Genomic DNA, 18,162 nt, shown 5'->3' with positions numbered 1-18,162 from the left:
CTTTTTTACGTTAGTAAAGGAAATTTATATTTCCATCAATAATATAATTTTAAAATTTATAGCAATTAAGAAGAAAGAAAATGAACGCCTATCAAAACAAAAATATTACTATCATCGGGCTTGGCAAAACAGGTCTTTCTTGCGTGGATTATCTCTTATCCCAACAGGCTAATATTCGTGCGATTGATACCCGAAAAAATCCTACTGGTGTTGATAAACTCCCTCAAAATATCCCTCTTCATACTGGTAGTTTAAATCAGGAATGGTTACTTGAAAGCGATATGATTGTTATTAGTCCTGGGCTTGCGGTAAAAACACCTGAAATTCAAACCGCACTTAAAGCTGGCGTAGAAGTAATCGGTGATATTGAATTATTCTGCCGAGCGGCGACAAAGCCTATTGTGGGGATTACCGGTTCAAATGGAAAAAGTACCGTGACTACTTTAGTTTATGAAATGGCGAAAGCTGCTGGCGTGAAAGTTGGTATGGGCGGTAATATTGGGGTTCCCGCTTTGTCATTGTTGAATGAAGATTGTGAACTTTATGTATTAGAGCTGTCTAGTTTTCAACTTGAAACAACTTACAGCTTAAAAGCTGCGGCTGCAACGGTCTTGAATGTGACTGAAGATCATATGGATCGCTATGTGGATTTAGAAGATTATCGCCAAGCAAAATTACACATTTATCATAATGCTGAGGTCGGAGTTTTGAATAATGAGGATACGCTGACTTTTGGTGAAGGTGAAAATCAAGCGAAACAAAATGTTTCTTTTGCGGAAAATACAGCAGATTATTGGCTAAAAACGGAAAATGGCAAGCAATACTTAATGGCAAAAGAGGAAGTAATTTTGCCTTGTGAAGAAGCAACATTAGTCAGTCGCCATAATTATATGAATATTTTGGCGGCAACGGCATTGGCACAAGCTGTCGGTATTAATTTAGATTCAATTCGTACTGCACTTCGTCATTTCAAAGGGCTAGATCATCGTTTTCAATTAGCGCATCAAGCTAATGGCATTCGTTGGATTAATGACTCTAAAGCAACAAATGTGGGGAGTACAGTTGCCGCATTAGCAGGCCTTTGTGTGGAAGGCAAATTACATTTGTTGTTAGGCGGTGATGGAAAAGGAGCTGACTTTTCAGAATTAGCTGAATTAATTAATCAACCACATATTATTTGTTATTGTTTTGGTCGAGATGGTGCGCAACTCGCTAAGCTTTCATCGCAAAGTTATTTGTTCGATACAATGGAACAAGCGATAGAATTTTTACGCCCAACATTGCAAAGCGGAGATATGGTATTATTGTCGCCAGCTTGTGCAAGCCTCGATCAGTTTGCCTCTTTTGAAAAGCGCGGTGAAGAATTTACTCATTTAGCGCAATATTCAGCCTAATTTAGTCATTAATAAAAATAAGATGGAATTTTTACAAAACATCAAAAAAAATTACGATGAATGGACACGCATCACACCTCAAGGTTTGTTGTATGATCGTGCGCTATTTTGGTTATTTGTTATTTTGCTTTTAATTGGTTTAGTGGCAGTAACATCTGCATCTATTCCTTATAGCTCTCGTTTATTTAATGATCCTTTTTACTTTGCAAAACGCGATGCTTTTTATGTATTTCTTTCTTTAGCGACTTGTTATGCCATGTTGTATATTCCAACTGAAAAGTTGGAAAAATGGAATGTAAATATTTTCTGGGCAGCCGTGGCTTTATTGATAGCCGTATTATTTATCGGTACATCAGTGAATGGTGCTAAACGTTGGATTTCATTGGGGATTTTGAATTTTCAGCCAGCTGAATTTGCGAAGCTGGCACTGACTTGTTTCTTGGCAAGCTATTTTACTCGTCGTTATGATGAGGTTCGAGGTAGAAAATTTAGTGCGATAAAACCCTTTATTGTGATGGGCGTGATGGGGATGTTCCTCTTAGTTCAGCCTGATATGGGAAGTACAGTTGTACTGTTTGTTATTACTTTCGGTATGCTATTTATCGTTGGCGCGCACTTTTTCCAATTTATTTTACTTGGTGCAACAGGTGTAATTCTTGGCGCTTGGTTAATCATCTCTGCTTCTTATCGTTTAAAACGTTTCACTGGTTTTTTAGATCCGTTTAAAGACCCTTATGGTACAGGCTTCCAATTAACGAACTCTCTTATGGCATTTGGTCGTGGAGAAATAACGGGGGAGGGGTTAGGTAATTCAATTCAAAAACTAGATTATTTACCTGAAGCGCATACTGACTTTATCATGGCTATTATTGGTGAAGAGTTTGGCTTTATAGGCATTTTAATTGTTGTTATTTTGCTCGGTTTACTTGTTTTTCGCGCCCTGAAGATTGGTAAAGAATCTTTAATGTTAGAACAACGTTTTAGAGGATTTTTAGCGTTAGGCATTGGCTTTTGGATTTTCTTCCAAGGCTTTGTTAATTTAGGTATGGCTCTAGGAATCTTACCGACTAAAGGTTTAACCTTTCCACTCGTGAGTTATGGTGGTTCGAGTATTATCATTATGTCAGCGACTATTGGCATTTTATTACGTATTGATCACGAAAATCGTTTACTTCGCGCGGGCCAAGCACGCCTACGTGATGATTAGAGATAAAGAAGATGAAAAATAAAAAATTATTAGTGATGGCAGGTGGAACTGGCGGTCATGTTTTTCCAGCAATAGTAGTTGCCCAATTTTTACAAAAACAAGGATGGGATATTTGCTGGTTAGGTACGAAAGATCGAATGGAGGCTCACCTTGTACCAAAACATGGAATCCCGATTAGATTTATCCAAATTTCTGGTTTGCGTGGTAAAGGTATAAAAGCTTTATTAAGTGCTCCTTTTGCGATTTTCCGTGCTGTGTTGCAGGCAAAAAAAATTATTCAAGAAGAAAAGCCTGACGCGGTACTTGGAATGGGTGGTTATGTTTCAGGCCCTGGCGGTATTGCTGCAAAACTTTGTGGTGTCCCGATAATTTTGCATGAACAAAATGCCATAGCGGGTTTAACGAATAAATGGTTAGCTAAAATTGCAACTCGTGTATTGCAAGCATTTTCAAGTGCTTTTCCTAATGCTGAAGTTGTAGGAAATCCAGTTCGAGAAGATTTATTTAAGATGCCATATCCTGAAGTTCGTTTTGCGAAGCGTGAGGAAAAATTACGTGTTTTAGTGGTCGGTGGTAGCCAAGGCGCGAGAGTGCTTAACCATACTTTACCTAAAGTAGTCGCCCAGCTTGCAGATAAATTAGATGTTCGTCATCAAGTAGGTAAAGGTGCGGTAGAAGAAGTTAGCAAACTTTATGGCGAGAATTCAGAACAAGTTAAAATAACAGAATTTATTGATGATATGGCTGAGGCTTATGCCTGGGCTGATGTGATAATTTGCCGTTCTGGCGCATTAACTGTATGTGAAATTGCGGCAGTTGGCGCTGCAGCTATTTTTGTACCTTTCCAACATAAAGATCGTCAACAATATTTGAATGCGAAATATTTGTCTGATGTGGGAGCGGCAAAGATTGTAGAACAGGCAGATTTAACGCCTGAAATTTTGGTGAATTATTTAAAAAACTTTACTCGTGAAAATTTATTACAAATGGCTGAGAAAGCGAAAGCAATGTCGACGCCACTTTCTGCACAGCGAGTTGCTGAGGTTATTATAGAAAACTCAAACTAATTGATCTTCCAAAGAATAAGAAAAACATTGCGATTTTCAACCGCACTTTTAGAATAGGCGCCAATATTTTGCCAATGTGTCAAAAAGGAAAAATAAATGAAACATTCCCACGAAGAAATTAGAAAAATTATCCCTGAAATGCGTCGAGTGCAACAAATTCATTTTATTGGAATTGGTGGCGCGGGAATGAGTGGTATTGCTGAGATTTTATTGAATGAAGGCTATCAAATCTCTGGCTCAGATATTGCTGACGGCTTAGTAACTCAACGTTTAGCTCAAGCTGGAGCAAAAATCTACATTGGCCATGCAGAAGAACATATTGAAGGAGCTAGTGTTGTTGTCGTATCTAGCGCGATAAAAGATGATAACCCTGAATTAGTTGCAGCGAAACAAAAACGTATCCCAGTTATTCAACGAGCACAAATGTTGGCTGAAATCATGCGTTTCCGTCATGGTATTGCTGTTGCAGGAACACATGGGAAGACGACGACAACTGCTATGATTTCCATGATTTACACCCAAGCAAAACTCGATCCAACGTTCGTTAATGGTGGTTTGGTTAAATCTGCAGGTAAAAATGCACATTTAGGTGCTAGTCGTTATTTAATTGCGGAAGCGGATGAAAGTGACGCCTCGTTTTTACATTTGCAGCCAATGGTATCTGTTGTGACTAACATGGAACCAGACCATATGGATACTTACGAAGGTGATTTTGAAAAAATGAAAGCCACCTATGTGAAATTCCTACATAATTTGCCATTCTATGGTTTAGCTGTGATGTGTGCAGATGATCCAGTATTAATGGAACTTGTGCCAAAAGTTGGTCGCCAAGTGATTACATATGGTTTTAGTGAACACGCTGATTATCGCATTGAAGATTATGAACAAACAGGTTTCCAAGGTCATTACACTGTGATTTGTCCAGATAATGAACGTATTAATGTGCTGTTAAATGTTCCTGGAAAACATAATGCGTTAAATGCAACGGCTGCACTTGCTGTAGCGAAAGAAGAAGGTATTGGTAATGAGGCTATTTTAGAAGCCCTTGCTGATTTCCAAGGTGCAGGTCGTCGTTTTGATCAGTTAGGTGAGTTTATTCGTCCAAATGGTAAAGTTCGTTTAGTTGATGACTACGGTCATCATCCAACAGAAGTCGGTGTAACGATTAAAGCCGCGCGAGAAGGCTGGGGAGATAAACGAATTGTGATGATTTTCCAACCGCATCGTTATTCTCGTACTCGTGATTTGTTTGATGATTTTGTACAAGTGCTTTCGCAAGTGGACGCATTAATTATGCTTGATGTGTACGCAGCGGGGGAAGCACCAATTGTTGGAGCTGATAGTAAATCGCTTTGTCGTTCAATTAGAAATTTAGGAAAAATCGATCCAATTTTGGTTTCTGACACATCACAATTAGGCGACGTTCTTGATCAAATTATTCAAGACGGTGATTTGATTTTGGCACAAGGTGCGGGTAGCGTAAGTAAAATTTCTCGTGGCTTAGCTCAATCTTGGAAAAATTAAGACTGTTATAAACAGATTTTAGAAATTTGAGATAGCCTTATCTATTAATTAAGGACACCAGAATAAGATATATAAGTAGGATAAAATGAATTTAAAACAAGAAAAAATTGCAGTGTTATTAGGCGGAACATCCGCTGAGCGTGAAGTTTCTCTCAATTCAGGTAAAGCGGTATTAGAGGCTTTATTAAATCAAGGTTATGATGCTCATCCTATTGATCCTAAAGAATATAATGTTGCCAATCTTAAAAAGGAGGGTTTTCATCGAGTGTTTAATATTTTGCATGGCCGAGGTGGTGAAGATGGCACAATGCAAGGTTTATTAGAGCAAATTGGTTTACCTTACACTGGTTGTGGAGTGATGGCTTCCGCATTAACTATGGATAAAATGCGTACAAAAATGTTGTGGAAAGCATTTGGATTACCTGTAGCAGATATGGAAGTAGTAACCCGAGAAACCTTTGCTGAATTAGACGCTCAGGCTGTAGTGGAAAAACTAGGTTTACCATTAATGGTGAAACCTTCTTTAGAAGGCTCTAGTGTTGGATTAACTAAAGTTAAAGCCGTGGATGAGATAAAAAGTGCGGTGGAATATGCGCTTAAATTTGATAGTACGATTCTGATTGAAGAATGGTTGGCTGGCGATGAATTAACTGTGCCTGTATTGGATAGCCAGGTACTTCCAGCTATTCGTATTGTTCCTGAAGGTGAGTTCTACGATTACAATGCGAAATATATTTCTGATAATACTCAATATTTCTGCCCAGCAGGTTTAACGCTTGAGCGTGAGCAAGAGTTGGCTCTATTAGTAAAACGCGCTTATGATGCAGTGGGCTGTCGTGGTTGGAGCCGTATTGATGTCATGTGCGATGCGAAAGGTGATTTTCGTTTAGTTGAAGTGAATACGAATCCAGGAATGACTAGTCACAGTTTATTCCCAAAATCAGCCGCAAACATGGGTATTTCTTTTGAACAGCTTGTTGTGAAAATCTTGGAGCTAAGTGTGTAATGAGCATTCTGAAAAGGAAAACTCCACAGAATATTCGTTTTGGTGAACAAAAGCCTAAATATTATTTTCATATTCGGGCTTTCTTGGCTTTGCTTGGTATACTTTTGGCTCTTGGTATCTATTTTAATTGGCAAACGCTGCTAGAGAAAATGGATGATAAGCCTATTAGCGGTTTTGCATTGGCTGGACAAAAGATTTTTACCACGGATGCCGATATTAAGGAAAGCTTATTAAAAATGGGCACTCTTAAAGGCTTTTGGGGGCAAGATGTTGAGCCAATTCAAGCGCAAATAGAAGCTTTACCTTGGGTTAAAAGCTCAATTGTGCGAAAAATATGGCCAAATCGTTTAAGTATTTGGATTACTGAATATCAACCAGTGGCATTTTGGAATCAGAATCAATTTGTTACTCAAGATGGCGTTGTATTCCAACTTCCAATTGAACGCTTAAAAGAGAATGCTTTGCCTTATTTAGGTGGGCCAGATTATCAGAGTTTAAAAGTATTGGAAGCATGGAATCAGATTTATGCCGATTTTAAATCAAAAAATTTAATTGCAAAAGGCATGAATATTGATGAACGCGGAGCATGGCAAGTAACACTTGATAATGACATTGTGTTAAAGTTAGGTCGTGGAGAATGGAAATCTAAGCTTGAACGATTTGTTACGATTTATCCGCAAGTTGATGTTCCAGAAAATAAAAAAATAGATTATGTAGATTTACGATATGCGGCAGGCGCTGCAGTGGGTATGGCTGATAAATAAAAACTAGGTGTGAAAATGGTTAAAGGTGTGGAAGCTAAAACAATTGTAGGATTAGAAGTCGGTACGTCAAAAGTTGTTGCCGTAGTCGGTGAGGTATTTCCTGATGGCGTAGTGAATGTGTTAGGTGTTGGTAGTTGCCCATCTAAAGGGATTGATCGTGGCAGTATCACCGATCTTGAAGCTGTCGTAAATTCTATTCAAAGAGCCATTGAAGCCGCTGAATCTATGGCTGATTGTCAGATTATGAGTGTCACTTTGGCAATTACTGGTGAACATATTCAAAGTTTAAATGAAAGTGGTTTTGTGCCAATTTCAGATGGTGAAGTAACACAAGACGAAATTGATTCTGCACTGCATACAGCGAGCTCCATCAAGTTGCCTGAAGGCTTATCCTTATTACATGTGATCCCACAAGAATATGCGGTGGATCGCCAGTTAAATATTAAAAATCCATTGGGGTTGCAAGGTGTTCGTTTAAAAGCACAAGTACATTTAATTGCCTGTCATCAAGATTGGCAAAACAACCTGAAAAAAGCGGTTGAGCGCTGCGGTTTACAAGTGGATAAAGTGGTTTTCTCCGGTTTTGCAGCAACGCATTCAGTATTAACCGAAGATGAAAAAGATCTTGGTGTTTGCTTGATTGATTTCGGTGCAGGCACAATGAATGTGATGGTTTATATAAACGGCGCATTACGTTTCAGTAAGGTTATTCCTTATGCAGGAAATATTGTGACTAACGATATTGCTCATGCTTGTACTATTTCGCGTGCAGAAGCTGAACGAATTAAAGTTAATTATGCAAGTGCATTTTACCCAGCTCGTTTGCACGGTGATAAAAAAATTGAAGTTGCAAGTATTGGTGGGCGAGCACCTCGTTCATTAACAAAAAGTGATTTATCTTTAATTACATCAGCTCGCTACACGGAACTTCTAGGTGTTGTAAAAGATGAATTAGATAAATTAAAAGCTGAGCTGGAAACAAAACATGTGAAGTTTGAGCTTATTGCTGGCGTAGTGATTACTGGCGGTGGGGCGCAAATAGAAGATTTGAAAGAATGTGCATCTGACGTATTTAATTGCCAAGTACGTATTGGTAGCCCGCTGAATATTACTGGATTGACAGATTACGTGAATCGTCCTCAATATTCAACAGTGGTCGGCTTATTGCAGTATAACCATAGTAACAGTGATGATGATTTGATTTCAGGAAATGATGAATCTGATGACGGAATACTAAAACCAATTTTGAATGGAATTAAAAAAATTGTGAATAAAGTGCGGTCAGAATTTTGATTATTTTGATTTTTCATCTACAATAGAGAGAATTTAGGTTTTATATTGAGCCAGCTTATCTGGCCTTAACGGAGAACATCGATGTTATACCCAGAGTACCCTGAGTACGATAATTTTAATGAATCCGGTGCACTGATCAAAGTTGTAGGTGTTGGCGGCGGTGGCGGTAATGCTGTAAACCATATGGTTATGAGTATGGTAAAGCAAGAAATGGGTGGTACTTATTTAGGTGAAAGCTCATTAACTTCAGAAGAGCATGGTCGTATTATTTTTTACGCTGTAAATACAGACGCTCAAGCATTACGTAAAAGCCAAGTTCAACAAACAGTACAAATTGGTGGAGAAACTACCAAAGGTTTAGGCGCTGGGGCAAATCCAAATGTTGGTCGTAAAGCTGCGGAAGATGATCAGGAAGAAATTCGCAAAATGCTTGAAGGTGCGGATATGGTCTTTATTGCAGCTGGTATGGGCGGTGGTACTGGTACTGGTGCAGCGCCTGTTGTCGCAAAAATAGCTAAAGAATTAGGTATTTTAACTGTTGCTGTTGTGACCAAACCATTTGCTTTTGAAGGCAAGAAGCGTATGCAATTTGCAGAGCTTGGCATTAAAGATTTAGCTCAGTATGTTGATTCGATGATTATTATCCCTAATCAACAAATCCAAAAAGTTCTCCCTAAAAATGCTAAATTAATTGATGCTTTTGCTGCAGCAAACGATGTGTTACGTAATTCCGTTATGGGCATTTCGGATATGATTACATCACCTGGTCTAATCAATGTGGACTTTGCCGATGTAAGAACGGTTATGTCTGAAATGGGTCAAGCGATGATTGGTTTCGGTTCTGCTATTGGTGCTGCAGGTGAGGGGCGAGCAGAAGAAGCCGCTCGTATTGCAGTACGTAATGATTTATTGGAAAAAATCGATCTTTCTAATGCTAAAGGTATTTTAGTAAACATTACAGCTGGTATGGATCTTTCTTTTGAAGAGTTTAATATCGTTGGTGAAACTGTCGGTAGCTTTGCTTCAGAAGATGCGACAGTGGTTATTGGTACAAGTTTAGTGCCTGAGATGAGTGATGAAATTCGAGTGACTATTGTGGCAACAGGATTGGGGGAAATCGCTCCAACTGAGTCTGTTCAAGTATTGCGTCCTTCTCGTCCAGTTGAGCCAGAAGGCTCAGGTCGCGTAAATATTGTGCCTGATATACATACTCGTGAGCCAGTAGAAACTCAAAAAACTCCAGCAGAAGAATATCATCGCCCGCTGGATAAACCGATCACAGATCGTTTAGAAGCATTTAAGAAAAATAGTTTCTTTAATCCTGCGCAACGTGAAGAGAATTAATTTAATTGGTTTTGAGAAATACCTGGAATATTAAGGTAGTAGAATGATTAAACAAAGAACATTAAAACAAAGTATTAAAGTAACAGGTGTTGGTTTACATAGCGGTAAGAAAGTGACTTTAACATTACGTCCGGCTATGCCAAATACTGGTGTTGTTTACTATCGTACAGATTTAAATCCAGCTGTGGCATTCCCAGCTGATCCAAATTCAGTGCGTGATACAATGCTTTGTACTGCATTAATTAATGAGCAAGGTGTGCGCATTTCTACTGTTGAACATTTAAATGCAGCATTATCTGGCCTCGGTATTGATAATATCATTATTGAGGTTGATGCGCCTGAGATTCCTATTATGGATGGTAGCGCGAGTCCATTTATCTATTTGTTGTTAGATGCGGGAATTGAAGAACAAAATGCACCTAAGAAATTTATTCGTATTAAAGAATATGTTCGAGTTGAAGATGGTGATAAATGGGCTGAATTTAAACCTTACAATGGTTTTCGTTTAGATTTCACTATTGATTTTGATCATCCCGCTATTGGCAAAAATGTTCGCAATTATGTCATGGATTTCTCTGCTCAAGCATTTGTTCATCAAATTAGTCGAGCAAGAACATTTGGTTTCATGAAAGATATAGAATATCTTCAATCTCAAGGGCTAGCATTAGGTGGTAGCCTTGATAATGCTATTGTTCTTGATGATTATAGAATTTTAAATGAAGATGGCTTACGCTTTAAAGATGAACTTGTTCGTCATAAAATGTTAGACGCAATTGGCGATCTTTATATGGCTGGTTATAACATTATTGGTGATTTTAAAGCTTATAAGTCTGGTCATGGTTTAAATAACAAGTTACTACGTGCTGTATTAGCAAATCAAGAAGCGTGGGAGTTTGTAACTTTCGAAGATAAAGAACAAGTACCGCAAGGATATGTTGCGCCTGTTCAAGTATTTATCTAATCATTTTATTTTTGAAAAAGCTATATTTCTGCTAAGAAGTATAGCTTTTTTATTTTCATCGCACTTTAAATGACTAAGGCTTAAAAGTGCGGTTTGTTTTTCTTATTTTTTATAAGGGGATACTATGAAGCTAGAATTATCTGAAATTCGCCAACAAATTACGCAAATAGATCGTAGTTTATTAAAATTGCTTTCTGAGCGTCATCGTTTAGCTTTCGATGTAGTGAGAAGTAAAGAGATTTCGCAAAAAGCTTTACGTGATGTAGAGCGAGAACAGCAACTTTTACAAGAATTAGTTCAATTTTCAGAAAATGAGAATTATCAACTTGAACCACAATATATCACTTCAATTTTCCAAAAAATTATTGAAGATTCAGTATTGACCCAGCAAGTCTATTTGCAGAATAAACTTAATGAACAACGTAATCAAAATTTACATATTGCTTTTTTAGGTAAGAGAGGGTCTTATTCAAATTTAGCTGCACGTAATTATGCTGCTCGTTATCAAAAACAATTTGTAGAACTAGGATGTCAGTCTTTTGATCAAGTATTTGAAAAAGTGCAAAATGGTGAAGCAGATTTTGGCGTATTGCCTTTAGAAAATACAACATCAGGCGCTATTAATGAAGTCTATGATTTGCTCCAGCATACTGACTTATCATTGGTAGGCGAGCTCGCTTATCCAATTCAGCATTGTGTTTTGGTAAATGGCACAACTGAATTAAGTGAAATTGATACTTTATATAGTCATCCTCAAGTGATTCAACAATGTAGTCAATTTATACATAGCCTTGATCGAGTACATATTGAGTATTGTGAAAGTAGCTCTCATGCAATGCAACTTATTGCAAGTTTAAATAAGCCGAATATTGCGGCATTAGGGAATGAAGATGGTGGTAAATTGTATGGACTTAGCGTATTAAAAACTAATATTGCTAATCAAGAGAACAATATTACGCGTTTTATTGTCGTTGCTAAAGAACAGCATGAGGTTTCACCACAGATACCGGCAAAAACATTATTGTTAATGACAACTTCACAGCAAATTGGCTCATTAGTTGATGCACTTTTAGTTTTCAAAAAACATCAAATTAATATGACGAAATTAGAGTCTCGTCCAATTTATGGGAAACCTTGGGAAGAAATGTTTTATCTCGAAATAGAAGCGAATATCCATCATCCTGATATTCAGCAAGCTTTGGAAGAGTTAAAGAATTGTAGTAACTATCTAAAGATTTTAGGTTGTTATCCTAGCGAGATTGTAAAACCAGTTAATTTATAAGAACGTGCGGTCAATAAAATTATTTTTGACCGCACTTTTTTTATGCTTTTTTATTTCGTTCTAAAGATTTATGCTGAATCTGGACGATTTTCCCTTTAGCTTGAAAATATTCGCCTAACTGCTGGGCAATATAAACGGAGCGGTGTTTTCCCCCAGTACATCCAATGGCAATGGTTAAATAGCTACGATTATTTTTTTCTAACATTGGCAACCAAGTATCAATATAGTTACGAGTGAGGTAGATAAATTCATTTACTTGCGTGTGACTATTTAGAAATTCTGCTACTGGCGCATCTAATCCTGTCATTGGGCGTAATGTTGGATCCCAATGTGGGTTAGGCAAGAAACGGACATCGAAAACATAATCAGCGTCTAAAGGAATTCCATATTTAAAGCCAAAAGATTCAACAACGATTTTTAGTTCTTTATCACTATTTCCTCGTAAAAATTCGCGTAGGCGTTCCGCAAGGGTATGAGTAGAAAGATGAGTGGTATCAATAATAAAGTTTGCGTGTTGAATTAATGGCTCAAGGTAGCGATATTCTTCATCTATTGCTGCTTCAAGAGATAGATCTTGCAAGGAAAGTGGGTGCAGACGGCGTGAGTCGCTATAACGACGAATCAATGTGCCACGATCTGTTTCAAGGAAAATAATCTTTAATTGATGATATTTTTGTAAGGTATTTAGAGTTTGTTCAAGAGTATTGGCTGAATTAGGAATATTACGAATATCAAGGCTGATTGCGACAGAAGTTTGGGATTGAGATAGAATATCAGTCAATTGAGGAAGTAAATCTAGAGGAATATTATCAACACAATAATATCCGGCGTCTTCTAATGCTCGTAAGGCTACGGATTTTCCTGCGCCAGAACGTCCACTAATAATGATAATTTCCATAAGTTTCCCCACTGTAATTATTCTTTTACTTCTTCCGGCGAACTTTCTGCCCTATCTGAAATCTCAAAAACTTGCCAAATTTCATCCGCACTTTTGGCTGAACGCAATTGTTTCAACACATTTTTATCAGTCAGTTTTTCTATTAATGATGCTAAAACTGGAATGTAGGTTTCACATTGATTTTCTGGAATCAGCAAGGCAAAGATTAAATCCACTGGTTTACCATCAAAAGCATCGTAATCAATCGGATTATTGAGTTGCATAAATACTGCGATTGCTTTATCTGATACTGTTACGGGGATTTTCGCTTTTGGCATTGCAATCCCATTTCCTAAACTAGAATTCCCCAGTTTTTCACGTTCAAAAAGGCATTCAAAACAGGCTTGTTCGCCTTGTTCTGCAAGGATTTGTTCTTCTACAAAATGCGCAATAGACTCAAATAATCGTTTTTTGCTAGAAAAACTAACGCCCTGACGAATATTCTCAGGGCTTAATAGTTCAGTTATTTTCATTTTTATAATTTGAATTGTTCGCCCAAATAAACGCGTTTAACGTGTTCATCGTTCATCACTTGTTCTGGTGTGCCTGTTGCGATAATTTTGCCTTCACCTACAATATAAGCGCGTTCACATACATCAAGTGTTTCACGTACATTATGATCGGTAATCAAAACACCTAATCCTCGGTTACGTAAGTCGGTGATAATTTTCTTAATATCGCTGACAGAAATTGGATCTACACCAGCAAATGGCTCATCTAATAGAATAAACTTGGGATTTGCAGCTAATGCTCGTGCGATTTCAACTCGACGACGTTCACCGCCAGATAATGACTGACCTAAACTATCCCGAATATGGCCAATATTAAATTCCTCAATCAACTCATCAGCTTTTTCTCGACGTTGTTGAGAGGTTAAATCTTTGCGTATTTCTAATACAGCCATTAGATTTTCGTATACAGTCAAACGGCGAAAAATAGAGACTTCTTGTGGTAAATAACCGATTCCACGTTGCGCACGATTATGCATTGGGAGTAAGCTAATATCTTCTCCGTCAATAATAATTTTACCTTGATCTTGGCGAACTAATCCGACAACCATGTAGAAGGTTGTTGTTTTCCCAGCACCGTTTGGCCCGAGCAAACCGACAATTTCATTAGAATTTACGGTTAAACTGACATCCGAAACAACTTTACGACTTTTGTAGCTTTTAGCTAAATTCTCTGCAGTCAAAATTGACATAGATTACTTCCCTTTAGCTTGTTGTAATTGAGATGGAATAAGGACTGTGGTTACCCGTGATTTTCCATTGCCATTAGCTTTAAGTTGCTGTTTTTTCACATCGTAGGTAATTAGTTGTCCATTAATTTTACTATCAAGCTGCTTTAATTCGGCATTGTTGGTTAATGTTAAAAATTCAGTACCAAGATCATAGTGAACTTTGTTTGCTTTTCCATCCACTGGCTTACCATTATCTAACTGTTGATGGAATGTGACTGGCGTACCGAATGCTTCTACAGTTTCTTTTTTCCCTGATTTTTCAGCGGGACGAGTGATAACAACTTTATTTGCTTTAATGATGATAGATCCCTGTGTAATTACTACATTATCTGTGAATGTCACTACACTTTTTTCCATATCTAAGGATTGATTATCCGAAACGATATTTATCGGCTGATTAACGTCATCTTTCAATGCAAAAGCTGAGCTTGATGCTAATACCATCGTTGCAAGAAAAAGAATTTTATTGCTTACTAACTTCATAATATGTTTTTACCTGTTCCTTTAATGTCGCCACTTGTTGGCGTAAATTTCCGACTAATTTTAATCCTGTAGAACTAAAATTTTTACCCTTAATTTTAACCTGTGTTTCGGAAGTCATATCCTGTGTTTTCAAATTGACGACCGCTGATTCTGTTTCAATGCGTTGCAAACGAGAATCTGATGTTAAACTTTGCGCGACGACATTACCCTCTAAATACAATATTTGATCTTTTGTCAATCTTGCTTGATTTGCGCTTAATTTCCAGTTTTGTGTGCTAAAAAAATCTACATTTTGATTGGAATTTTGTTCCTTTTCATTTGATGTTATGGGATATAAATAAACTAAAGGCGCGGTAAAAAGGGTTTGTTCATTGACTGTATAATGTTCAATTTTATCGGATAAAGCCAAATATTGTTTTTTACCCTCAGGGGAAAAAACCGTTGTTTCCATTTTATAACCCACATAATCTGGACTATCTGGCTTTTTCACAAGTTCAGATAAATCTGCGGTTTCCTGATTTAAGGAATAAAACCACGCCAAAGCACAAAGTGCGATAACGCCCAAAATTACATTCCAACGAATATTCATTTTATTTCAATCACTTATCCACAAAGTGCGGATGAAAATTTCAATGTTTTTAATCTTCCAACATTAATACCTTGAGCATTTGATAAATTTCTCGATAGGCTTTCGATGGTTTATTTTGCTCACGTTCTTTTTGTGCCGAACGAATCAGATTGCGTAGTTGCTGACGATCGCCATTAGGATAATCATTTAATAAATCAGTTAAAGCCACGTCACCTTTTTCCACTAATTCATCCCGCACTTTTTCGATTTTGTGCAGCATAGCCTGCTGCTGGTTATGTTTATTTTCGATTTTATCTAATGCTTCACGAATAGGCTCAACATCAATGCCTCGAAATAATTTGCCGATATACTGTAATTGACGGCGACGAGCTTCTTTTTGTAAACGCTGTGCAAGTTCAATGGCATCAAGTAAGGATTCATCAAGTGGGATTTTTGCCAGATTGTTTTTCGTGAGATTGACAATCTTTTCGCCAAGTTGTTTTAAATCTTCTGCATCGCGTTTGATTTCGCTTTTACTTACCCAAATAATTTCTTCTTGATCTTCATCTTCCCAATCGAAAACTTCTTTTTTCTTACGTTTTGCCATTTTTTATCCTTATAAAAATTGGCGCGCATTTTACCATAAACTTTGAAAATAAGATAAAATGTTGAAAATTTTTAATAGGAAAAAATAATGAAAACAGCTGAAAATTCAACCGCACTTTTAAAAGCACAAGAACAAGAATTACGTCAAGCCGTCAGTTTTGCAGTGGAGTTAGCAACGAAAGCTGGCGCAAGTGCAGAAGTTGCCGTCACTAAAGTGAGCGGATTGTCAGTATCCACACGCTTGCAAGAAATTGAAAATGTTGAATTTACTAATGATGGCGCATTGGGGATCTCCGTTTATATGGGGCAACAAAAAGGCAATGCTTCTACTTCCGATTTAAGCGAAAGCGCAATTAAAAATGCGGTAGAAGCCGCACTTGCAATTGCAAAATACACTTCACCCGATGATTGCACAGGGTTGGCTGATAAAGATCTAATGGCTTTTGATGCGCCTGATTTAGAGCTTTATCATGCTGCTGATGTGGATGTTGATAAAGCAACAGAACTTGCGCTTCAGGCTGAAAAGGCGGCTTTACAGGCGGACGAGCGTATTATAAATAGTAATGGTGCAAGTTTTAATTCACATACAGGCGTGAAAGTGTATGGAAATAGTCATGGCATGTTGCAAAGTTATTTATCAAGCCGTTATTCCTTATCTTGTTCGGTTATTGGTGGCGTAGAAGATGCCTTAGAAAATGATTACGAATATACAATTTCTCGTGAATTTGACAAACTCCAATCGCCAATTTGGGTTGGAGAAAATTGTGCAAAGAAAGTCGTTTCTCGTTTAAATCCTCAAAAATTGAGTACACGAGAAGTGCCTGTTATTTTCTTAAATGATGTTGCCACTGGTCTTATTTCTCACTTTGCCGCTGCAATAAGTGGTGGCAGTTTATATAGAAAATCGAGTTTTTTGCTCGATCATTTAGATAAACAGGTCTTACCAGATTGGTTTAATATTAGTGAACGACCACATTTATTACGCCGTTTAGCTTCTACGCCTTTTGATAGTGAAGGTGTTCGTACGCAAGATCGTGAAATTGTCGAAGGCGGGATATTACAAACTTATTTAGTGACAAGTTACAGTGGTAAAAAACTTGGTATGCCAAGTACAGGGCATGCTGGAGGCATTCACAACTGGCTTGTTAAGCCAAATTTGAACGGTGGATTGACCGCACTTTTACGTCAAATGGGAACTGGATTGTTAGTAACTGATGTCATGGGACAAGGTGTCAATATCGTTACAGGCGATTATTCCCGTGGCGCATCAGGTTTTTGGGTGGAAAATGGTGAAATTCAATATCCCGTCGCCGAAATTACTATTGCGGGGCAATTGCAAGATATGTTGAAGAATATGGTTGCTGTAGCGGATGATATAGAGCATCGTTCTAACATCCAAACGGGTTCTATTTTGTTAGATAAGATAAAAATTTCAGGAAATTAAGAATATTTTTGAAATTGAGAATAATTCTTATTGACAATGGATAAATATCTGTTACTATACGTACATCTGTTAAGCGATTGCAGGTTGCTCCAACAGGTAGAGTAGAAAGTAAATTCGTTAGGGTTCAAAAAGGCTGAAGGTTTAAACTTCAGCCTTTTTTATTTTTTATTTCTTGAATAGGAAAATGCTATTTGATAGAATGAATAAGATTTTCTATTGACAAAAGGATATTTTTATGAAGAATATGAAACGAGCTCTGCTCCTCTGCGGCTCTAGCTGCCGATAATGAACAAAGCAAAGGTTTTTATGTTCAAGCTGATTTAGGTTATGCTTGGGAAAAACTTACCAATGATAGCGTTAATGCTAAATATAAAAATAAAGCCCTCCATCCACGCTTTTCTTTAGGTTATGATTTTGGTCAATGGCGTTTAGCTTTTGATTATTCTCGTTATAAACCGCTTAGAAAAGATGCCCATTCCTATACTTCTCAAGAGCCAATATTCATAACTGAATATAACACACATAATAAAGTAAAAAGTGAGACGTTCGGTGTTGCTGCGATTTATGATTTTGAAACCAAATCGCCTATTAAACCTTATATTGGTGCGCGCTTAAGTGTAAATCATATTACTATGGATTTTAGTGATGATGGTTATATTACTAATACACATAACTTGGTTACTATTCCTGCTGGAACAGTAAGTCCTGGTTTTCCAGCTATTGCACCGCATCAAACAGTAAATTTTGCTCCTACTACAAACCACATTAGCCTCACTCGCGTAGGTCTTGGTGCAATAGTTGGAGTAAGCTATGAAATTACCAAAAATCTTGCTTTGGATCTGGCATATCATTATGACGACTGGGGTAAATTAGAGAAAAATAAAATTAGAACTCATGAAGTTTCTACTGGGCTGAGATTTACGTTCTAAATCTATTAAGAAAAATAAAAAACTAAGTTGAAAGACTTAGTTTTTTTATAAGGCTGATATGACTTTGACCAATCATTGTGGATATATGTGATTAGGGCAGGAATACAAAGGCT

At 37.4% G+C, this 18,162-nt stretch carries 17 protein-coding genes and 1 pseudogene; 12 read left to right on the top strand and 6 right to left on the bottom strand.

What is annotated here, in order from left to right; all coding sequences use genetic code 11:
• Positions 1-80 precede the first annotated feature (80 nt).
• The 10 genes from murD to DV424_RS04440 all read left to right on the top strand — a co-directional run bounded on the left by murD (position 81) and on the right by DV424_RS04440 (position 11,842).
• Positions 81-1,394 carry a UDP-N-acetylmuramoyl-L-alanine--D-glutamate ligase gene (murD, locus tag DV424_RS04485; protein ID WP_118859206.1) on the top strand — a complete coding sequence of 438 codons (1,314 nt, stop codon included), beginning with the start codon at positions 81-83 and terminating at the stop codon, positions 1,392-1,394.
• Between the two features lie 22 nt (positions 1,395-1,416).
• Positions 1,417-2,601 (top strand): putative lipid II flippase FtsW, encoded by a 1,185-nt coding sequence (gene ftsW, locus DV424_RS04480; RefSeq protein WP_118859205.1) that lies wholly within the window; start codon positions 1,417-1,419, stop codon positions 2,599-2,601.
• An 11-nt stretch (positions 2,602-2,612) separates the two neighbouring features.
• Complete coding sequence (murG, locus tag DV424_RS04475) at positions 2,613-3,668, top strand: undecaprenyldiphospho-muramoylpentapeptide beta-N-acetylglucosaminyltransferase (RefSeq protein WP_118859204.1); 1,056 nt, start codon at positions 2,613-2,615, stop codon at positions 3,666-3,668.
• Between the two features lie 96 nt (positions 3,669-3,764).
• On the top strand, positions 3,765-5,192 hold the full coding sequence (murC, locus tag DV424_RS04470) for a UDP-N-acetylmuramate--L-alanine ligase (protein ID WP_118859203.1): 1,428 nt from the start codon (positions 3,765-3,767) through the stop codon (positions 5,190-5,192).
• Positions 5,193-5,277: 85 nt separating this feature from the next.
• Positions 5,278-6,198: a D-alanine--D-alanine ligase gene (locus tag DV424_RS04465; protein WP_118859202.1), complete on the top strand. Its 921-nt coding sequence runs from the start codon at positions 5,278-5,280 to the stop codon at positions 6,196-6,198.
• On the top strand, positions 6,198-6,962 hold the full coding sequence (locus DV424_RS04460) for a cell division protein FtsQ/DivIB (RefSeq protein ID WP_118859201.1): 765 nt from the start codon (positions 6,198-6,200) through the stop codon (positions 6,960-6,962). The genes DV424_RS04465 and DV424_RS04460 overlap by 1 nt, the downstream gene beginning before the upstream one ends.
• 15 nt (positions 6,963-6,977) lie before the next feature.
• Complete coding sequence (ftsA, locus tag DV424_RS04455) at positions 6,978-8,255, top strand: cell division protein FtsA (protein WP_118859200.1); 1,278 nt, start codon at positions 6,978-6,980, stop codon at positions 8,253-8,255.
• 81 nt (positions 8,256-8,336) lie between these two features.
• Positions 8,337-9,599 carry a cell division protein FtsZ gene (ftsZ, locus tag DV424_RS04450; protein WP_118859199.1) on the top strand — a complete coding sequence of 421 codons (1,263 nt, stop codon included), beginning with the start codon at positions 8,337-8,339 and terminating at the stop codon, positions 9,597-9,599.
• A gap of 43 nt (positions 9,600-9,642) precedes the next feature.
• Positions 9,643-10,560 carry a UDP-3-O-acyl-N-acetylglucosamine deacetylase gene (lpxC, locus tag DV424_RS04445; protein ID WP_005630366.1) on the top strand — a complete coding sequence of 306 codons (918 nt, stop codon included), beginning with the start codon at positions 9,643-9,645 and terminating at the stop codon, positions 10,558-10,560.
• Positions 10,561-10,684: 124 nt separating this feature from the next.
• Entirely contained in the window at positions 10,685-11,842 is a 1,158-nt protein-coding gene (locus DV424_RS04440) for a chorismate mutase (protein ID WP_005630368.1), read from the top strand.
• Positions 11,843-11,882: 40 nt separating this feature from the next.
• Here DV424_RS04440 and rapZ read toward each other — a convergent pair whose 3' ends face one another.
• The 6 genes from rapZ to yjgA are packed head-to-tail and all read right to left on the bottom strand — an operon-like array spanning position 11,883 to position 15,677.
• Positions 11,883-12,740 carry an RNase adapter RapZ gene (rapZ, locus tag DV424_RS04435; RefSeq protein ID WP_005630370.1) on the bottom strand — a complete coding sequence of 286 codons (858 nt, stop codon included), beginning with the start codon at positions 12,738-12,740 and terminating at the stop codon, positions 11,883-11,885.
• A 17-nt stretch (positions 12,741-12,757) separates the two neighbouring features.
• Positions 12,758-13,252, bottom strand: a complete 495-nt coding sequence (gene ptsN, locus DV424_RS04430) for a PTS IIA-like nitrogen regulatory protein PtsN (protein WP_005630372.1) — start codon at positions 13,250-13,252, stop codon at positions 12,758-12,760.
• A 2-nt stretch (positions 13,253-13,254) separates the two neighbouring features.
• Complete coding sequence (lptB, locus tag DV424_RS04425; RefSeq protein ID WP_005630373.1) at positions 13,255-13,980, bottom strand: LPS export ABC transporter ATP-binding protein; 726 nt, start codon at positions 13,978-13,980, stop codon at positions 13,255-13,257.
• Between the two features lie 3 nt (positions 13,981-13,983).
• A complete protein-coding gene (gene lptA / locus DV424_RS04420) occupies positions 13,984-14,502 on the bottom strand; it encodes a lipopolysaccharide transport periplasmic protein LptA (RefSeq protein ID WP_005630375.1) in 519 nt (172 codons plus the stop codon).
• On the bottom strand, positions 14,483-15,091 hold the full coding sequence (lptC, locus tag DV424_RS04415; protein ID WP_005630377.1) for an LPS export ABC transporter periplasmic protein LptC: 609 nt from the start codon (positions 15,089-15,091) through the stop codon (positions 14,483-14,485). Before lptC ends, lptA begins: the two co-directional genes overlap by 20 nt.
• A 49-nt stretch (positions 15,092-15,140) precedes the next feature.
• Positions 15,141-15,677 (bottom strand): ribosome biogenesis factor YjgA, encoded by a 537-nt coding sequence (gene yjgA / locus DV424_RS04410; protein ID WP_005630379.1) that lies wholly within the window; start codon positions 15,675-15,677, stop codon positions 15,141-15,143.
• An 87-nt stretch (positions 15,678-15,764) separates the two neighbouring features.
• Between yjgA and pmbA the strand changes: the two genes are divergently transcribed.
• Both pmbA and DV424_RS04400 read left to right on the top strand, forming a co-directional pair.
• Complete coding sequence (gene pmbA, locus DV424_RS04405; protein ID WP_005630381.1) at positions 15,765-17,120, top strand: metalloprotease PmbA; 1,356 nt, start codon at positions 15,765-15,767, stop codon at positions 17,118-17,120.
• A 275-nt stretch (positions 17,121-17,395) separates the two neighbouring features.
• Positions 17,396-18,049: pseudogene (locus tag DV424_RS04400) on the top strand (opacity family porin); the annotation flags it as partial.
• Positions 18,050-18,162 lie beyond the last annotated feature (113 nt).

It is taken from the genome of Haemophilus haemolyticus (assembly GCF_003493605.1).
Taxonomy (GTDB): Bacteria; Pseudomonadota; Gammaproteobacteria; order Enterobacterales; family Pasteurellaceae; genus Haemophilus; species Haemophilus haemolyticus_J.
Note: the sequence above shows the minus strand (reverse complement) of the source record. Positions and strands in the feature narration are given on the sequence as shown.

Coding starts and splice junctions, on each gene's coding strand:
- murD (WP_118859206.1), top strand. CDS start 81: ATGAACGCCTATCAAAACAAAAATATTACTATCATCGGGCTTGGCAAA.
- ftsW (WP_118859205.1), top strand. CDS start 1,417: ATGGAATTTTTACAAAACATCAAAAAAAATTACGATGAATGGACACGC.
- murG (WP_118859204.1), top strand. CDS start 2,613: ATGAAAAATAAAAAATTATTAGTGATGGCAGGTGGAACTGGCGGTCAT.
- murC (WP_118859203.1), top strand. CDS start 3,765: ATGAAACATTCCCACGAAGAAATTAGAAAAATTATCCCTGAAATGCGT.
- DV424_RS04465 (WP_118859202.1), top strand. CDS start 5,278: ATGAATTTAAAACAAGAAAAAATTGCAGTGTTATTAGGCGGAACATCC.
- DV424_RS04460 (WP_118859201.1), top strand. CDS start 6,198: ATGAGCATTCTGAAAAGGAAAACTCCACAGAATATTCGTTTTGGTGAA.
- ftsA (WP_118859200.1), top strand. CDS start 6,978: ATGGTTAAAGGTGTGGAAGCTAAAACAATTGTAGGATTAGAAGTCGGT.
- ftsZ (WP_118859199.1), top strand. CDS start 8,337: ATGTTATACCCAGAGTACCCTGAGTACGATAATTTTAATGAATCCGGT.
- lpxC (WP_005630366.1), top strand. CDS start 9,643: ATGATTAAACAAAGAACATTAAAACAAAGTATTAAAGTAACAGGTGTT.
- DV424_RS04440 (WP_005630368.1), top strand. CDS start 10,685: ATGAAGCTAGAATTATCTGAAATTCGCCAACAAATTACGCAAATAGAT.
- rapZ (WP_005630370.1), bottom strand. CDS start 12,740: ATGGAAATTATCATTATTAGTGGACGTTCTGGCGCAGGAAAATCCGTA.
- ptsN (WP_005630372.1), bottom strand. CDS start 13,252: ATGAAAATAACTGAACTATTAAGCCCTGAGAATATTCGTCAGGGCGTT.
- lptB (WP_005630373.1), bottom strand. CDS start 13,980: ATGTCAATTTTGACTGCAGAGAATTTAGCTAAAAGCTACAAAAGTCGT.
- lptA (WP_005630375.1), bottom strand. CDS start 14,502: ATGAAGTTAGTAAGCAATAAAATTCTTTTTCTTGCAACGATGGTATTA.
- lptC (WP_005630377.1), bottom strand. CDS start 15,091: ATGAATATTCGTTGGAATGTAATTTTGGGCGTTATCGCACTTTGTGCT.
- yjgA (WP_005630379.1), bottom strand. CDS start 15,677: ATGGCAAAACGTAAGAAAAAAGAAGTTTTCGATTGGGAAGATGAAGAT.
- pmbA (WP_005630381.1), top strand. CDS start 15,765: ATGAAAACAGCTGAAAATTCAACCGCACTTTTAAAAGCACAAGAACAA.